Origin of the sequence: Flavobacterium sp. 83 (assembly GCF_000744835.1) — a bacterium.
Lineage (GTDB): Bacteria > Bacteroidota > Bacteroidia > Flavobacteriales > Flavobacteriaceae > Flavobacterium.
Genome location: NZ_JQMS01000001.1, coordinates 2,334,857 through 2,352,583, shown reverse-complemented (window position 1 = coordinate 2,352,583; position 17,727 = coordinate 2,334,857). Strand labels below are relative to the sequence as shown.

Below are 17,727 nucleotides of genomic sequence, written 5' to 3'. Positions count from 1 at the left end.
ATAGCCAACTATTTATCTATTTCGGACAAATACAAAGCAATAAAATGACTATAACGATTGCAGAAAAGAATGCTACAAAAATTACTTTTTTAATATTTCAATCCCTTTTAAATAATCAGATGGGCGTTGTCCTAAAATTTTGAAAAAAGTATTACTAAATGTTGGAACGCTATTATATCCCACCGCTTGTGCCACTTCATTTACAGAAATTTTTTTTTCGAGTAACAATTCAATTGCTTTTAAAATTCTTCGAATCGTGAAATATTGAATGAATGACATACCTAAATCTTTTTGGAACAAGCGATACAAAGAGCGCTCACTAAACCCAAATCGATTGGCCAAATCAGAGAACAAAATAGGTTCACCCAAGTTTTCATCTAAATAGCTAATGATCTTATTGAGTCTAATATCCTTTGGTAAAGGCAACGATAAAGGTAAATTAGTCAGACAGATTTCTGGCAAAATAGCTTTTATGGCATTGGCAATAGTAAAATTTCTAGTTCCTATTTTCAAATTTCCGTTCCAGCGGTTCGTGAAACGCATCATTTGGAGCAATAAATCATTAATGGGATAAATACCCTCTTTTCCATAAAAGGGATGTTCATTATAATCTATTGGAAAATACAAATTACGCATAATAACATCCTCTGAATTGGGATGAATACTGTGCTTTATCCCACCTGGAATCCAGATAAAATGGCGAGCGGGAAGAAAATACGTTTTGGTTTCAGTGGTAACATAAACAATACCTCCTTCGGAATATAGCATTTGCGCTTTTTCATGCTTATGGGTTGGAATAAATAATTCACCCATCAAATCATGATGGCAATAAATACTTTTTTTATCCGTATCAACCTCTTTTATGTAATATTTTTCTTCTAAAGTTTCAGATGAACCCATGTGACTGAAATGAATATTTTTACGACTTATTACTATATTTATCCAACTCTAAATTTTACTAAAATTGAATAGACAGAAGTCTTATTCTACTAATTAATTTTGGTGTTTTTTTACCAAAAATGCAATTGTGCAGTTGGACAGCATTAGATTTCAAAGTTACAAATACAAAGTTATTGCTGTACAAGAAGTCACTTTATTTTTCAAAAATAAAATGACTTTATGAACCAGTAGATTTACAAAATATTCAGCAAATAAATATTCAGTCCAAAATCCAAAAAGCGATATTTTTCTATTCTATTTTTCTAATTCATACGACATAAATAACTAACTTTGAATAACTTAACTAACATTTATATAAATACAGCTAAACAAGATTCCTAATCTTAAAAATTAAAAATATGAGCGCATTAAAAGACAATGTAATTCCAGGAAATCATGGTCAAATTTTTGGAACAAATGCTATTGAAGAAGTAGATTTGATTTCGATTAAATCGAGCCTATTGCAATTAGGCGGAATAAAAGACGTGCTATTGAACGCTGAAATCTTTCCCAGAGAATTTACCGTACACACCTCAAAAATGGTAGCTATCACTGACATTGAAAACAAAGTAAAATCAGTAGGTTTTCATGCCATTCCAAAAGATTTATTTCAACTTTAATATTTTGGAATAAAAAACCCTTACTATTTTGCTTTTTGCAATTTTCAATAAAATAAAAAAACAACTCCAACGCAATTAATCGCAAACTATTTAAAAAAGACTAAAATGGAAACTAAAAAAACAATTTATCAACTACATGAGGAACATAAAACGTGGCTAAACAAACTTTTGTTTTACAAAGATGAGCTTAAAATTATGGATAAGCGAATTATGGAAGTGGCGGAAAAAAATACTTCTAATGAGGTACGCTCCTTAGCGGATCACTTTAATAACCTGATAGTCATCCAAAAGGAACAAATTGACATCTTAACTCACGAGATTAAAAGTCACGAATTGTTTCTTGAGGCTGCAGTGTTAGATAATCCCAATGCCATTGATAATGAAAAATTTTCTGACCATAAAAAGCATAGAAAAAGTATCGCTGTTTTTGAGAAATTATTTAAAGATTTGAGAGAAGATTTGATCGATTTCTTATCGAAATGGATGTGAGTAGTCTAATTGCAAAAATTAGAAACATATTTTCAAAAAAAGGGTGTTTTCTTCAGCAGTTTTTATTTTCGAATAAATTTAAAATTTTAGCGTTAGGCGTTTCCTTATGAAACACAACTTCAAAATACTTATCGTACTAATGAGAATAGCCAATTAAAAATTTAACCAAAAATTAGTATTCAAAATTTGGTTTTTATTTACCTATATCGTAATATTGCAATATAAATATATAACAATGGGAATTACTAAGTCAGAACATTTCACAGATGAGCAAAACGAATTGGCAATATTGGCGAAAGCCATAGGTCATCCGGCGCGAATTGCCATAATAGAACATCTCATAAAAGTAAACAGTTGTGTATGCGGTGATATCGTAAACGAATTACCATTGGCACAACCTACTGTTTCTCAACACTTGAAGGAGCTTAAAAATGCAGGACTTATTAAAGGTAATTTTGAAGGAAATGCGATTTGTTATTGCCTCAACGAAGAAGGTTTTAATAAAATGAAAGGCTTTTTTCAACATGTCAATTCCTATTTAGAAAACAAGAAAAATCAATGTTGTTAATTTTTAAATTATACAAAAATGAAACTATCAGAAATTAAAAAACAGTTGAGCACGCTAGATAACGTTGCTTTTGAATTGCCAAACGGTAGCTATGTACCAGAGCATTTTCACGTAACTGAAGTGGGTTTAATCACCAAAAACTTTATTGATTGCGGTGGAAAAGTTCGAAAAGAAACCGTAGTAAATTTCCAATTATGGGATGCCAATGACTTTGAACACCGCCTAAAACCACAAAAACTTTTAGACATCATCACACTTTCAGAAAAGGTATTGGGTATTCAAGATTATGAAGTGGAAGTAGAATATCAAGCCGAAACTATTGGAAAATACGACATTGGTTTCAACGGAACAGCATTTACTTTATTAAACAAACAAACCGCTTGTTTAGCACAAGACCAATGTGGCATTCCAGCCGAAAAACAAAAAGTGAAATTATCCGAAATCCCTACGCAATCAAGCTGCTGCACTCCTGGAGGAGGCTGTTGCTAATTTTTTAAAAACTACAATATGACTTTAACCAAAACCATCCTGTTTCCAGAAATTCAAAAAACAATTAGCGCATTAAATTTAGAAAACATAACAGTCGAACGCAAAATCACTTTACAACCGCTTATTGATTTTATTCAAAACAAAGTTACGAACCAACAAGAAGTTAGGTTGAACTTGATTTGTACCCATAATTCCAGAAGAAGCCATTTATCACAAGTTTGGGCACAAACAGCTGCGGCACATTTCAATATAAACAATGTATTTTGTTATTCTGGCGGAACTGAAGCTACAGCATTATTTCCTATGGCTGCCAAAACACTAGAACAATCAGGATTTAAAATCAAGACCATTGCAACAGGAAACAACCCTATTTATGCCATAAAATATGCTGCAAATGAGCATCCTATTATTGGTTTTTCTAAAACTTATGATGATGATTTTAACCCACAAAGCGAATTTGCAGCAATATTGACTTGCTCACAAGCAGATGGTGGTTGCCCATTTATTGCTGGTGCTGAAATGCGTATTCCTATCACATTTGATGATCCAAAAGCATTTGACAACACACCACAACAAGCAGAAAAATATCAAGAACGCAGTTTGCAAATTGCAACCGAGATGTGTTATGTATTCTCCAAAATAAAATCAGAATAATGGCGGCTAAAAAAAGATTAAACTTTCTCGATAGTTACCTTACACTTTGGATATTTCTGGCAATGGCTATTGGTGTTTCTATTGGCTATTTTATACCTTCAAGCAGCGGTTTTATCAATTCTTTTTCAAGCGGGACGACAAATATTCCTCTTGCAATCGGGCTAATATTAATGATGTATCCGCCTTTGACTAAAATTGATTTTTCAAAAATCCCTTTAATGTTTGAAAAACCCAAATTACTGTCGGCTTCTTTTTTAATAACCTGGATTGTCGGGCCGTTTTTAATGTTTTTACTGGCAACATTCTTTTTGAAAGACTATCCGGAATACATGACCGGCTTAATCATAATTGGAATTGCGCCTTGCATTGCAATGGTAATTGTCTGGAATGAATTAGCCGAGGGAAATAGAGAATTAACCGCTGGATTAATTGGAATTAATAGTTTGCTTCAAGTGTTCTTTTTTGGTTTATATGCCTATTTCTATTTAGAAATCATGTTACCCTTATTCGGGATAAAAGGATTGGAATTAAATATTACGGTTGCTCAAATTGCTACAACAGTTGGAATTTATTTAGGGATTCCTTTTGCATTAGCAGTAATTAGCCGCTATGCCATCAAGAAATTCATTGGCGACAAATGGTTCAACCAAAAATTCATACCTTTTGTCTCTCCAATTACATTGATTGCTTTGCTTTTTACAATCGTTGTCATGTTCAGTTTAAAAGGTGAAATGATTGTTGATTTGCCACTGGATGTAATTCGAATTGCCATTCCCCTAGTTATTTTCTTTACCATTATGTTTTTCCTGATGTTTTTTGTTTCAAAAAAAATCGGAGCCAATTATAGAGATGCTGTAGCGCTTTCATTCACAGCATCAGGAAATAATTTCGAACTGGCAATTGCAGTTTCCATTGGTGTTTTCGGTATCAATAGCGGACAGGCATTTGCTGGAGTTATTGGACCATTAGTAGAAGTTCCGGCTTTGATAATTTTAGTGAATGTGGCTTTTTGGTTAAGAAAAAAATACTACCAATCTAAGTAATTTAAAAATAATAAGTACACCGCTTTAAATTAACACAAAGCTCCCAAACACTTTTGGGAGCTTTTTTTTATCCAAATATCATTTTACCTCCCAAATACAGAATGTTTATTTTAATAAAATGGCTCTTTTATTATAAATACCCTATTTAAAACATCCTTTTTTGAATAATTACTAATTAATTTTAAAAACACACAATTAAGTATCTTAATTAAGTATTAATACTTATATTTGCGTAATAATACTTAATTAATGAGATTATGATTAAAGTAATAGTAGTCGGAAACGGCATGGTAGGTTACAAATTTTGTGAAAAATTTATCGCAAAATCAGGACAAGAAGAATATCAAATCACCGTATTTGGAGAAGAACCAAGACGCGCATACGATAGAGTTCACTTGAGTGAATACTTTGCGGGTAAAAGTGCTGACGACTTATCATTATCAACATCAAATTGGTACGAAGAAAACAACATTATTCTAAATACCTCTGAATTAATCACTGATATTAATAGAGATCAAAAAACGATTCATACCCATTTAGAAAAAACACATACTTACGACTACTTAGTTTTAGCAACTGGCTCGGCTGCTTTTGTACCGCCTATTGAAGGTGTTGATAAAGAAGGCGTTTTTGTATACAGAACTATTGAGGATCTGGATGCGATTATGGCTTACGCCAAAAAAATAAAACAAAATGGTGCTACAGAAGCTGCCGTCCTTGGTGGTGGATTGTTAGGACTTGAAGCTGCTAAAGCAGTATATGATTTAGGTTTAAATCCACACGTTGTGGAATTTGCGCCTCGATTGATGCCAAGACAGCTTGACAAAGGGGCGAGTGATATGTTGCAATCAAAAATTGAGGAACTCAATATTAGCATTCACCTGAACAAATCAACACAATATATTGCTGGTGAAGATACCATAACAGGAATGATGTTTGAAGGAGAAAAACTCCTAAAAGTAGACATGTTGGTAATTTCTGCAGGGATTAAACCTCGAGATGAACTAGGAAGAGTTTCCGGACTTGAAGTAGGCGTACGAGGAGGGATTGTTGTAAACAACAAAATGCAATCTTCTGATCCTTATATCTATGCGATCGGAGAAGTAGCACTTTACAATCATATGATATATGGTCTTGTAGCTCCAGGATATGAAATGGCTGACGTAGCTGCTGAACAAATCCTGAAAGGGGCAAAAACGATGAGGGAAACCATCGATATGTCTACACAATTAAAATTAATTGGTGTTGAAGTTGCGAGTTTTGGTGATCCTTTTATAGAAAATGAAGAGGTAACCGCCATTGTTTACGAAAACAAATTCAACGGAATTTACAAAAGAATAAATGTTACCAAAGACGGAAAAACACTTTTAGGCGGGATTTTAGTAGGTGATTCCAGTGATTACAATGCATTATTCCAAATTTACAGCAATGCGATGCCGCTACCTAAAAACCCTGAAGATTTAATTCTTGGTTCACGAGGTGGTGAAACTGCATCTTTTGGAAGCGCAATGGATTTACCTGATACTGCCGTAATCTGTTCTTGTGAAAATGTAACAAAAGGAGCTATTTGCTGCTCTATCATTGATGAAACCTGCACTACTTTTGGAGATGTTGTAAAACATACTAAAGCGACAACAGGTTGCGGTGGATGTAAACCGATGGTAGTTGACCTTGTGAAAGAAACTCAAAAATCATTAGGAAAAGAAGTAAAAGATGTGATTTGCGAGCATTTTGCATACAACAGACAAGAATTATACGACATAGTAAAAATCAATAAATTTACTACCCATGATGAAGTTTTAGGAGTTGTGGGAAAAGGAGATGGATGCGAGGTTTGCAAGCCCCTTGTCTCTTCCATATTCTCCAGTATTTATAATGATACTGCCAATAAACACGTAACAGCACAGGATTCTAATGATAGATTCCTGGCAAATATTCAACGTAACGGAACGTACTCCGTGGTTCCTAGAATAGCAGGTGGAGAAATTACTGCCGACAAACTTATCGTTATAGGTGAAGTTGCAAAAGAATATAATCTTTATACGAAAATTACCGGGGGACAACGAATTGATTTATTTGGAGCTCAACTAAATGATTTACCTAAAATATGGAAAACTCTTATCGATAATGGTTTTGAAAGCGGTCACGCATATGGAAAATCATTACGTACCGTAAAAAGTTGTGTAGGTAATGCTTGGTGCCGCTACGGAATGGATGAAAGTGCCGGTTTTGCTATTGAATTAGAAAATAGATACAAAGGACTTCGTTCTCCTCATAAATTAAAAGGTGGTGTTTCTGCTTGCATCCGCGAATGTGCTGAGGCCAGAGGAAAAGATTTTGGATTAATCGCTGTTGAAGGAGGTTGGAACTTATACATCTGCGGTAACGGCGGAGCTAATCCTAAGCATGCCGTATTACTGGCAGAACAAATTGACAGAGCCACTTGCATCAAATACTTAGACCGTTTCTTAATGTTTTACATCCGTACTGCCGGCCCATTAGTACGTACTTCTACTTGGTTAGAAAAACTGGAAGGTGGATTAGATTACTTAAAAGAAGTGGTTATAGAGGATAGTTTAGGAATTGTAGAAGCATTAGAAACAGAAATGCAAGGCTTAGTGGATACTTTTGAATGCGAATGGAAACAAGCCATTGAAGATCCTGAAATGATGAAACGTTTTAGCCATTTTACCAATTCTGATGAAGCAGACGACAACATTGTTTTTGTGCCATTAAGAGACCAAAAAATGCCTAAATCTTGGTAAGCTTCTGTTTTTAAAACAAATAACTACTACACAAAATACAACTAATTAACTGTTTTCAGCCTATAACTCCTCTCTAAAGAGAGGGATTAAAAGCGAAAAAATTAAAAGATTATTCAAATGGAAAATATTCTAAATCAATACCAAACCGTTTCTCAAAGCGAAGTAAAAATATGGTTCAAGGCAGGAAAAACAACAGATTTTCCAAGTAATGGTGGTGGATGTATCAAATACAAAAACAAGCAGATCGCTATCATAAAATTTGACCGAAGAAACGAATGGTACGCTTGTCAAAACTTATGTCCTCATAAAATGGAAATGGTACTTTCAAGAGGAATGATTGGTTCAGTTGATGAAATTCCTAAAATAGCTTGTCCTATGCACAAGAAAACATTTTCGCTTGTAGACGGATCAAATTTGAATGGTGATGATTTAAAAATTGCAACCTACCCCGTAAAAATTGTAGAAGACGAAGTATTCGTTGGCTTTTTGGAATAATTATGTATCTTTGATTTTAAACATTTCAAATGACAACAACACCATTCCAGAACGCAAGTACATGGATTGATGCAGAGAATGCTCAAGATCCAAACCAGGAAATATACCAATCTACAACCTATCCTAAAGAATTATTATATTCGAATCGAATGTATGAAAGACTAATGGATTTTCATCCAAATGCTTCAGAAGCAATTCAAATCGCCTCTAAAGCACAACATATTTGCCGATGGAAAATAGCAAGAGAATCTTACCCGATGGATCGTGTAGGCTATTTAAAATGGCGCGAAGATTTGAAAAAATTTCATGCTAAAACAACTGCTGCTATTTTAGAAAAAGCAGGTTACACAGAAGAATTTATCGCAAGAGTTTCATTCCTAATCGAAAAAAAATTACTTAAAAAAGACGAGGAAACGCAACTTTTAGAAGATGTTATCTGCTTAGTCTTTCTGGAGTATTATTTAGACCCTTTTGTTCACAAACACGACAGGGAGAAAATGAAAAATATCATTCTGAAAACTTGGAATAAAATGTCTGAAAAAGGACATCAGGAAGCACTAAAAATAAATTTCATTCCTGAAAATCTTGAATTAATAAAAGAAGCTCTTGGACTGTAATTTGACTTCGTTATGAAAAGCAAAGCCAAAGAGTCCGTTGATAAAAGTACTTTCAAAAAATTAAGGCGATTGTATATATTCGCTCTTTTGACTATTGCTATTACAGTAGTATTGAGTCAACTTCTTATTCAATACAACCTTAAAAGGCAGCTTAGTGATTCCCGAATAATAAACATTTCGGGAAAACAAAGAATGTTAAGCCAGAAATTGACTAAAGAAGTTTTAATCTTAAATTTCGTATCTGACAGTACCAAAAGCAAACAAGAAATCTTTCGCATTAATGAAACACTTTCGCTTTGGAAAAACACACATTACAATTTAGAAAAAGGAAATGACAGCCTGGGTTTCCCTAAAGAAAAAAGTGCGAATCTTTTAGCACTATTCACTTCCATAAAACCTCATTTTGATACTATTGTAAGTGCAACCACACAATTTTTAAAAAATAATAAAGAGCATAAAAAGGAAAAAGATAATAACAAATTAGTTCAGACTATCCTTGAAAATGAAGGTGTTTTTCTTTTAAAAATGAACCAAATTGTAAGTGAGTACGACCAGGAAGCACTGGACAAAGTAACACTGCAACGCAAAACAGAATACGTAATATTTGGTTTTACATTATTGATTTTATTTTTAGAATTAATTTTTATTTTTAAGCCTACAAACCAAAAAATAGAAAAGCTAATTTCTAAGCTGCTCCTATCTGAAAAAAAGGCTTTAAAACTGGCCTATAATACGGAGATAATCAGCGAAATAAAGGAAAACTCTGTTAAAGAATTGAAATCACTCAATTATGCCATGGAAAACACATTGCTCTATTGCCGTGTTGCACCAGATGGTTCCCTAATTCATATTGGAGAAAAATTCTCAAAATTACTTCAGTACAACCCCTTTATTTCCGACAAAAAATTCTCGCAAGTATTAACCCCAATAGAAAAAGAACAACATACAATCAATAGGATTCTTGCGGAAAAACAACGCAGTGGCTGGCAAGGAGAACTCAATATTACCAATAGAAAAAGAGAATTACTTTGGCTGGATATATCAATGGTTCCTGTAACCATAAAAAAAGACGAATCCGAATTGTTGATTATCTGTTTTGATATTACCGAACGTAAAAAAGCAGAACAGGAAGTCGAACGATTGAATACCGAAAATGTAACTGATAAAATCAATCAGCAGAAAATAATTTCGAGTAAAATTGTTGAAAATCAAGAAAACGAACAAAATAGAATTGCTAGAGAAATCCACGACGGTATTGGACAAATGCTTACTGGCTTAAAATTCAGTCTCGAAAGCATCAATCTGGATGATAAAGAAAAAGCAGCTCAAAAAATAGAGTACCTGAAAAAATTATCGCTTGACATTATAAAAGGAGTACGAACAGCCACTTTCAACTTGATGCCTCCTGAATTAAGTGACCATGGCATTAATTCTGCTTTGGCTAAACTCGCACAAGAATTATCCAAATTGACTGGGAAAAATATTCTTTTTTATAATAAAACCAATTTTGATCAACGACTGGATTCCTTAATAGAAATCAATATTTACAGACTAACACAAGAAGCGATTAACAACGCTATTAAATATGCTGATTCTACACATATCATAGTTCAATTGTCTCATAGTAATTCTATTTTGAGTATTACCATTGACGATAATGGAAAAGGATTTGATATAAATACAGTCGAGAAAAAGAGAAATAGTGAATCCGGAATGGGATTACTTTTCATGAAGGAACGAATTCAATATATTAATGGTAGGGTTTTTATCAACTCGATTCCAAATGAAGGAACACGCATTACTTTCAATATTCCTATATAATCCTCAGAAATTTACAAAATTCACACTTTTTTCAATTCAAATAAAATAATTTCATTAGAATACGTATCTTAGCCTTAATATTTAGGTTAATATACGTAATAATCAAATTTAAAAATTAAGTAAGTCATGAGTAATACTATTCGAGTTGTTTTGGCAGATGATCATGTATTTGTAAGAGATGGTATCAAATCATTATTAGAAAACGAAGTCAATATAGAAGTTGTAGGAGAAGCCACAGATGGTTTAGAAGCCCTAAAAATAGTAGAAACAACTCAACCTGACTTACTGATATTAGACATTCGTATGCCTAATATGACTGGCATTGAAGTAGTCGAAAAACTAAGAAGTCAAAACAATATGGTTAAAATTGTTATGCTTTCTATGCACGAATCAGAAGAATACGTACTAAAATCTATCAAAGCTGGAGCAGATGGATATTTACTTAAAGGTTCCAGTAAAGAAGAGTTCCTCAAGGCAGTTCATACAGTTGCTAATGGCGGAAAATATTTTAGTGGTGATATTTCTTCTATATTAATTGGTCAGCTTAGTAATCCGGCAGGCACAATAGAAACAAAACAAACATTAGACGAAGAACAGTTGATAACCAAAAGAGAAAAAGAAATTCTTAAACTTTTATTGTCCGGAAAAGGCAATAAAGAAATCGCTGAAGCTTTGGACATTAGTAAACGAACAGCTGAAGTACACCGTTTTAATTTGATGAAAAAATTGAAAGTAAAAAATCTTATGGAACTTTCAAATAAAGCAACTGAATATTCTTTACTCTAATATCCTTTTAAAGATAATTTTTTGCCCCAACCAAAAAAATACGTACTAAATAATATAAAAATACGTATAAATACTTAATTATTATTTAAAACCTGCTTTTTCGCAGGTTTTAAATAAGCTATAATACTTAATTTTGACAAAAAATATAAGTATTATGAAAAATTCAAACTCATTATCCCAATCGCATAAAATTTTGTTTTTAAATACACTTGCATTTACTATATGTTTTGCTTGTTGGACTTTAAATGGTGTTTTAGTTACCTTTTTAGTAGATAATGGTATTTTTAAATGGAGCGTTGTCCAAGTGGGCTGGCTTCTTGGAATTCCAATTCTAACAGGATCTATTATGCGTTTACCAATAGGTATTTTAACTGATAAATTTGGTGGTAAATACGTATTCTCCATATTATTACTCCTCTGCTCTATTCCCTTATTCTTACTTCCATTAGCTGATAGTTTTTTTATGTTTGCCCTTCTAAGCTTTTTGTTTGGTATGGTAGGAACCAGTTTTGCAGTTGGAATTGGATTTACTTCTATTTGGTATCCAAAAGAATGGCAAGGTAGAGCGTTGGGAATTTTTGGAATGGGAAATGCAGGAGCTGCTATCACCACATTCCTTGCCCCTTCCTTATTGAATCATTTTTCAGTAGAAGACCCTCAAAATGGTTGGAAATTATTGCCTGTTATTTACGGTGCAGCCTTGGTAATCATTGGTATTGTTTTCTTGATTTTTACAAAAAATAAAAAAATAGAGAACCAAACAAAAACAGTAACCGATATGCTTCAGTCTTTAAAAAGCGCTAGGGTTTGGAGATTTGGAGCGTATTATTTCTTAGTTTTTGGATGCTTCGTTGCCTATTCCCAATGGTTGTTGCCTAACTTTATGAATGTGTATCAAACCAGTTTAGTTATGGGTGGTTTGTTTGCTACAATGTTTAGTTTACCTTCGGGTGTGATTCGTGCTTTTGGCGGTTATTTATCAGACAAATTTGGTGCCCGAAAAGTGATGTATTGGGTATTATCATCTTCAGTAGTATTAAGTGCTTTGCTGATGGTTCCAAAAATGGATATCACAACTTCAGGTCCAGGTGTTATGGCAGGTAAAAAAGGAACTATAACCGCTGTTACTGAATCGAATGTAACAGTAGGTGATAAAGATTTTCCAATCAATAAAAAGGTTGAAAAAGTAGCCGAAAGTTCTATTTTTCCAACTAAAAATTCTTGGCAAGAAGTCGTTGTTACGCAAAACCAAGATGTTAAGAAAAAAGAATTATTAGCCAAAGGAATTACAGCAATCCATTTTGATGCAAATATGTGGGTATACTTAGTTTTAGTCATCCTGATTGGTATTTCTTGGGGAATTGGAAAAGCAGCCGTTTACAAACACATTCCTGAATATTTCCCGACAGAAGTAGGTGTTGTAGGTGGAATGGTAGGAATGATAGGTGGCCTTGGTGGTTTCTTTGGACCAATTATCTTCGGCTATTTATTGACTGCAACAGGTATTTGGTCAAGCTCTTGGATATTTGTACTTCTGTTTTCAGCAATATGCTTGGTTTGGATGCATTATACAGTAACTAAAATTATGAACGAAAAACAACCTGCTTTATCAAGAGAAATGGAACGTAAAAAATAAAAATATACTTTTTTAAATGGATTATTTGGGTTAAAAAAATTGTTAATAGACACAATAATCACACATTTAAAAAAGAGTAGCAAAACTTTCAATTCCTCTAGAAAGTTTTTACTTTATACACAGGCGTAACACTTTTAATTAAGCTTTATGCCTTGTGTTGAAGCTACAAAAATTAACCGCAAATTCACAGCTTTAAAATCTGTGAATTTGCGGTTTTTGTTTAAAATCGTATTTAAGAAATAATGAAATTAATTTAAGTGTATATTTGAGTTTGATACTAAATGCTTGTGACTTATAAGTTGCGTGTATTTATCAGTTGAACGACAGTTGCCAATAAAACCTTTACTATAACAAACTAATACAAAGGAATGAATTCTAAAAAATATATTATAAAAGGAGATGGATTGCCAAATTGGACAAATCCAATAAGTCACGGAGTCGTAGCAAATAATATGTGTTTTGTTAGCGGACAACTATCGGTAAACGCCGAAGGACAATATGTTTGCGGAACTGCATTAAAAGAAACAGAAATTGCATTTGAAAACTTTTTTGCTGTATTAAAAAATGCTGGATTTGAGAAAGAAGACACTGTATTTATTGACATTGCATTTAGTGATTTAGAAAATTTAACTGAAATAAATCAATTATTCATTAGTTTGTTTCCAGAGAATAGGCGTCCAGCAAGAACTGTTTATGAAGTTCAGAAATTACCATTTGGAGGAAAAATAAAGATTGCAGGAACTGCAGTCAAAGATGTAAAAACAAAATAATGAAAAATTACGGATGGACTACTCTAAGCTCCGCAAAGTGCAAGACTTTGCGCAGCGATAGAGTGATTCCATTCGCAAATAATTTATCTCTTAACGCTATGTTTTAGGTTACATTTTGATCAATCGAATATCAATTTCCCTGTCCACATAATTCCATTCTTCTGTTTTACGAAGTGCTGCTAAAAGATCTTCAAAAGCAGCTGCATCAGCCGGAGCATATTCAAACCAGGTCAAAAAATCAAAAGGTTCACCAATATCTCTTGAATGGAATAACTTCCTGGCAATTGCAGGCAAATATTTCATCCCTATTTGGGTATGCTGCGACTTATTTTCCATTATTTTTCTACGTTCGTCTTGTGCAAGATTCCACCATGCTTCTGATTTTCGGATGGGAATAAATGCAGCTAAAGTAGCTTCGGGTCGACCTAAATCTTCTTGTATAGCAAGTAACTTCTCTTTATCTTCTTTCTCAGTATATCTAAGGTTACTAACAATTCCTTTAAGAGACCAAATTCCTTCATTAGATAAAATTAAGGAACTTGAAACTCTTTTTATGTGAGAAACCGGCTCGATTGATTCTCCTTTCAAAGCAACCATTAAAGTTACTTTCCATTCCCCTGTAGTATCACCTATAAAATCAAAAATTGTAGTATTCATATTGTTTTATTATTACAATTAGCATTTAGTATTTATATAAAAAATCCCTGAAATGGCTCAATATCTCAGGGATTCTTAAATTAACTAAACAAATTAAACTAAACCAAAAAATTAACTTTTATACACCATTCCCATATCTTCGATAGAAAATTTATCGGTTAATAGATGTAATAATTTATCTCTTAACTCTATATATTCGGGCATTTTTACGATTTCGATTTTGTTTCTTGGTCTTGGCAAATGAACCTCAACTATTTCTCTGATAGTGGAAGCCGGACCGTTATTTAGCACCACAATTCTATCCGATAAAAATAAGGCTTCTTCAATATCATGCGTAATCATGATAATTGTTTTGTCTCTGTTATTTAAGTTCCATAATTTCAGTACTTCGAGTTGCATGGAACCTTTGGTTAGGGCATCCAGCGCTCCGAAAGGCTCGTCCAATAATAAAACCCCCGGATTTATTGAAAATGCTCTTGCTATTGCTACTCTTTGTTTCATTCCTCCAGATAATTGTCCTGGCAATTTATCTTTGTGCTCGTATAAATTAACCATTTTAAGGTTCTTCTCTACAATTTCATGTTTCTCTTTTTTAGAACAATTCATTACAGAATCAACTGCTTGAAAAATGTTTTGTTCTACCGTTAACCAAGGCAATAAAGAATAATTTTGAAATACAATTCCACGATCTGGTCCTGGTCCTTTTATTTTTTGATTGTCTAATTCAACCGTTCCGCCTGTTGGCGTAATCATTCCTGCAATAGCATTCATAATGGTAGATTTTCCACATCCTGAATGCCCAATGATGGATACAATTTCTCCTTTTTTGATAGAAAGATTAATATCTCTTACTGCAACATATTTCCCTTTTGGAGTTGGAAACGAAATTTCCAAATCTTTGATTTCTAAATAGCTCATGATCTTTATATTTATATGATTTAATGATAAAAAATTAAATCGATGTTGGTTTATAGTGAATTGCTCGTTTTATGGGTTTGCGTGAGTGATGGCAGTGGAGCTCTTTTATATAATTGTACCGCCTGAAAAGGCCGTTCAATTATATAAAAAGCGGGAACGTACAGCACGACCCGTAGTTTTTACGGAGGGGCACGCCCAGATTATTATGCTTTGTAAGCTACTTTATTTTCGATATAAGTAAATAATTTGTCAAAAAGCAATCCTACAATACCTATGATGATAATGGCTGATATTACTTTTTCTAAGCTTAATGCATTCCAGCTGTCCCAAACAAAGAACCCAATTCCTGCACCACCAGACAACATTTCGCCGGCAACAATTACCAACCATGCAACACTGATACTTAAACGCAATCCTGTAATGATATGTGGCAAACTGTACGGAATTAAAATTTTGGTCAGGTAACGCATTTTGGAAAAACCAAAAGCTTTTGCTACGTTTTTATGGTCTTGCGGAATCGATGCTACCCCAAAAGAGGTATTAATAAGTGTAGACCACAATGAGGTAATGAAAACAATAAATATGGTTGCCATACCAGTATCTTTGAACACAACTAAACCTATAGGAAACCAAGCCAACGGGGAAACAGGTTTTAAAAGCTGAACGATTGGGTAAAAAATTTGTTTACATATTGAACTTGCTCCCATCAATATCCCAATAGGAATAGCGATTAAAGAACCCAATAAAAATCCCATTAGCACTGTTTTTATGGAACTGAATAATTGTAATCCAATTCCTTTATCATTAGGACCATAATCATAAAAAGGATCTCTTACCATTTCATACAAAACAGTCAAAGTAGCTTTTGGACCAGGAAGAGCATCTTTAGTATAATAACTAAGTAAACTCCAAAATCCTGCAAAAACGAACAAACCTAAACTGGCTAATGCCAATGATTTTATTTTTACAAGTGCTATATTAAGGATCAATTTGAATTTAATATTTTCAGATGCTACAGCAGTATTGCTTTCGGTCGAAACGCTATTTACTTGGTCTAAGGCATCAACGGTTAATGTGTTTTTATCAGACATTTTATTAAAATTTAGTTCAATTGTGTGTTTTGTATTCTTTAAAAACCCGCTCTATTTTACTGTAGCCACACACTGGAGTGCATTGCTACAGTAATTAAGGATTCCGTTTATTATAATCTATCTTTTTACAACTTTTAAGTACGCTGCAGGGTTTGATGGGTCAAAAACAGTTTTATCCATTGTAAGAGAAAAAGGTTTCATATCATCATTTGGAATTTTCACTTTCATGCTTTTTGCTACTTCTTCATATAAATCTTGTAATATCAATTTATCAGCAATTGCAGCATAATTAGGAGCTTCTTTCAAATAACCAAATCTTACAAACTGTGCCATAGCCCATATAGCATATGATTTTCTAGGATAGTTTACCATACCCCCTTTGTGAAATAACATGTAATTATTAGTATACACTTCTGTCCCTTGATTGCAACCTAAATTATAATCGCCCATCAATCTGGCTTCAATTACATCAGCCGGAGCGTTTACATAAGGTGCTCTACCAATGATTGCAGCCGCTTTTTTGCGATTTGAAGGATTGTCTAACCAGATACATGCTTCCATAACTGCTTTCATAACTTTAACTAAATCAGCCTTACGTTTAGTGCTAAAATCTTTATTTACCACCAAAGCTTTTTCTGGGTGATCTTTCCAAATATCTTGAGAAGCGATTTGAGTAAAACCTATTCCTTGTTTTACAGCAACGCCACCCCAAGGCTCCCCTACACAAAATCCGTCCATATTACCAACTTTCATATTAGCAACCATTTGTGGAGGAGGAATTGTAATGATTTTTACCGCTTTTTGATTTAAACCTGCAATTGACATCCAGTTACGCAACCATAAATCATGCGTTCCACCAGGGAATGTCATGGCAAAAGTCACTTCTTTTTCGGCTTTTAATTTAGCAGCAACCACCGGTGCTACTTTATTCATTTGCTTGAAGCCTACTTTTCCACAAAAATCATTAGAAAGCGTTATGGCTTGACCGTTCACGTTTAACATCATAGCAATTTTCATTTCAGATCCTGCTTTTCCTCCTACTCCAGTGTACACTGAAAAAGGCATGGTATATAAACAATGTGCTCCGTCTAATTCACCTGTTAGGATTTTGTCACGAACATTTGCCCATGACGATTCTTTGGTTACTACAACCTCAACTCCGTATTTTTTGAACAGCCCTAGTTCCTTAGCCATAACAATTGGCGAACAATCCGTTAAGGGAATAAAACCCAATCGTACTGGATCATTTTGAGCATTTATTGTTGTAAAAGCCGAACCCAATACTACTAACAAGGCTAACGCAACTCTTTTGAAAACCTTTGTTATTTGTTTATTTGAATTTTTCATTTTATTTGTTTTAAAAATTGAA

General features: G+C 33.5%; 18 protein-coding genes. 13 read left to right on the top strand and 5 right to left on the bottom strand.

What is annotated here, in order from left to right; genetic code table 11:
• Positions 1-81 precede the first annotated feature (81 nt).
• Complete coding sequence (locus tag T410_RS10400; protein ID WP_035671371.1) at positions 82-900, bottom strand: AraC family transcriptional regulator; 819 nt, start codon at positions 898-900, stop codon at positions 82-84.
• Between the two features lie 398 nt (positions 901-1,298).
• Between T410_RS10400 and T410_RS10395 the strand changes: the two genes are divergently transcribed.
• From T410_RS10395 to T410_RS10335, 13 genes are all read left to right on the top strand, one after another.
• Positions 1,299-1,559: a hypothetical protein gene (locus T410_RS10395; protein ID WP_035671368.1), complete on the top strand. Its 261-nt coding sequence runs from the start codon at positions 1,299-1,301 to the stop codon at positions 1,557-1,559.
• Between the two features lie 105 nt (positions 1,560-1,664).
• Positions 1,665-2,048: a hypothetical protein gene (locus tag T410_RS10390; protein WP_035671366.1), complete on the top strand. Its 384-nt coding sequence runs from the start codon at positions 1,665-1,667 to the stop codon at positions 2,046-2,048.
• Positions 2,049-2,283: 235 nt separating this feature from the next.
• On the top strand, positions 2,284-2,616 hold the full coding sequence (locus T410_RS10385; protein WP_035671364.1) for a helix-turn-helix transcriptional regulator: 333 nt from the start codon (positions 2,284-2,286) through the stop codon (positions 2,614-2,616).
• Positions 2,617-2,634: 18 nt separating this feature from the next.
• Positions 2,635-3,105, top strand: a complete 471-nt coding sequence (locus tag T410_RS10380) for a DUF6428 family protein (protein ID WP_035671362.1) — start codon at positions 2,635-2,637, stop codon at positions 3,103-3,105.
• 18 nt (positions 3,106-3,123) lie between these two features.
• Positions 3,124-3,759 (top strand): low molecular weight phosphatase family protein, encoded by a 636-nt coding sequence (locus tag T410_RS10375; RefSeq protein WP_193743739.1) that lies wholly within the window; start codon positions 3,124-3,126, stop codon positions 3,757-3,759.
• A complete protein-coding gene (gene arsB / locus T410_RS10370; RefSeq protein ID WP_035674355.1) occupies positions 3,759-4,802 on the top strand; it encodes an ACR3 family arsenite efflux transporter in 1,044 nt (347 codons plus the stop codon). The genes T410_RS10375 and arsB overlap by 1 nt, the downstream gene beginning before the upstream one ends.
• A 257-nt stretch (positions 4,803-5,059) precedes the next feature.
• Positions 5,060-7,567, top strand: coding sequence for a nitrite reductase large subunit NirB (gene nirB, locus T410_RS10365; RefSeq protein WP_035671359.1), 2,508 nt, complete (start codon positions 5,060-5,062; stop codon positions 7,565-7,567).
• 117 nt (positions 7,568-7,684) lie between these two features.
• Positions 7,685-8,062, top strand: coding sequence for a nitrite reductase small subunit NirD (gene nirD, locus T410_RS10360; protein WP_035671356.1), 378 nt, complete (start codon positions 7,685-7,687; stop codon positions 8,060-8,062).
• 29 nt (positions 8,063-8,091) lie between these two features.
• Complete coding sequence (locus tag T410_RS10355; RefSeq protein ID WP_035671354.1) at positions 8,092-8,679, top strand: DUF4202 domain-containing protein; 588 nt, start codon at positions 8,092-8,094, stop codon at positions 8,677-8,679.
• Positions 8,680-8,691: 12 nt separating this feature from the next.
• A complete protein-coding gene (locus tag T410_RS10350) occupies positions 8,692-10,500 on the top strand; it encodes an ATP-binding protein (RefSeq protein WP_035671351.1) in 1,809 nt (602 codons plus the stop codon).
• Between the two features lie 126 nt (positions 10,501-10,626).
• Positions 10,627-11,286: a response regulator transcription factor gene (locus T410_RS10345; RefSeq protein ID WP_035671349.1), complete on the top strand. Its 660-nt coding sequence runs from the start codon at positions 10,627-10,629 to the stop codon at positions 11,284-11,286.
• Between the two features lie 154 nt (positions 11,287-11,440).
• The gene (locus T410_RS10340; protein ID WP_035671345.1) at positions 11,441-12,922 is read left to right on the top strand and encodes a nitrate/nitrite transporter; all 1,482 of its coding nucleotides are present in this window, start codon (positions 11,441-11,443) and stop codon (positions 12,920-12,922) included.
• Between the two features lie 368 nt (positions 12,923-13,290).
• Positions 13,291-13,692, top strand: coding sequence for a RidA family protein (locus T410_RS10335; protein WP_035671343.1), 402 nt, complete (start codon positions 13,291-13,293; stop codon positions 13,690-13,692).
• Positions 13,693-13,800: 108 nt separating this feature from the next.
• Here the strand turns inward: T410_RS10335 and T410_RS10330 are convergent, their stop codons facing one another.
• The 4 genes from T410_RS10330 to T410_RS10315 form a co-directional block, all read right to left on the bottom strand.
• Positions 13,801-14,349 (bottom strand): chlorite dismutase family protein, encoded by a 549-nt coding sequence (locus T410_RS10330; protein ID WP_035671341.1) that lies wholly within the window; start codon positions 14,347-14,349, stop codon positions 13,801-13,803.
• 111 nt (positions 14,350-14,460) lie between these two features.
• Positions 14,461-15,267 (bottom strand): ABC transporter ATP-binding protein, encoded by an 807-nt coding sequence (locus tag T410_RS10325; protein ID WP_035671338.1) that lies wholly within the window; start codon positions 15,265-15,267, stop codon positions 14,461-14,463.
• Between the two features lie 203 nt (positions 15,268-15,470).
• Entirely contained in the window at positions 15,471-16,358 is an 888-nt protein-coding gene (gene ntrB, locus T410_RS10320; RefSeq protein WP_081897828.1) for a nitrate ABC transporter permease, read from the bottom strand.
• 117 nt (positions 16,359-16,475) lie between these two features.
• Positions 16,476-17,705 (bottom strand): CmpA/NrtA family ABC transporter substrate-binding protein, encoded by a 1,230-nt coding sequence (locus tag T410_RS10315; protein WP_035671335.1) that lies wholly within the window; start codon positions 17,703-17,705, stop codon positions 16,476-16,478.
• Positions 17,706-17,727: the final 22 nt, after the last annotated feature.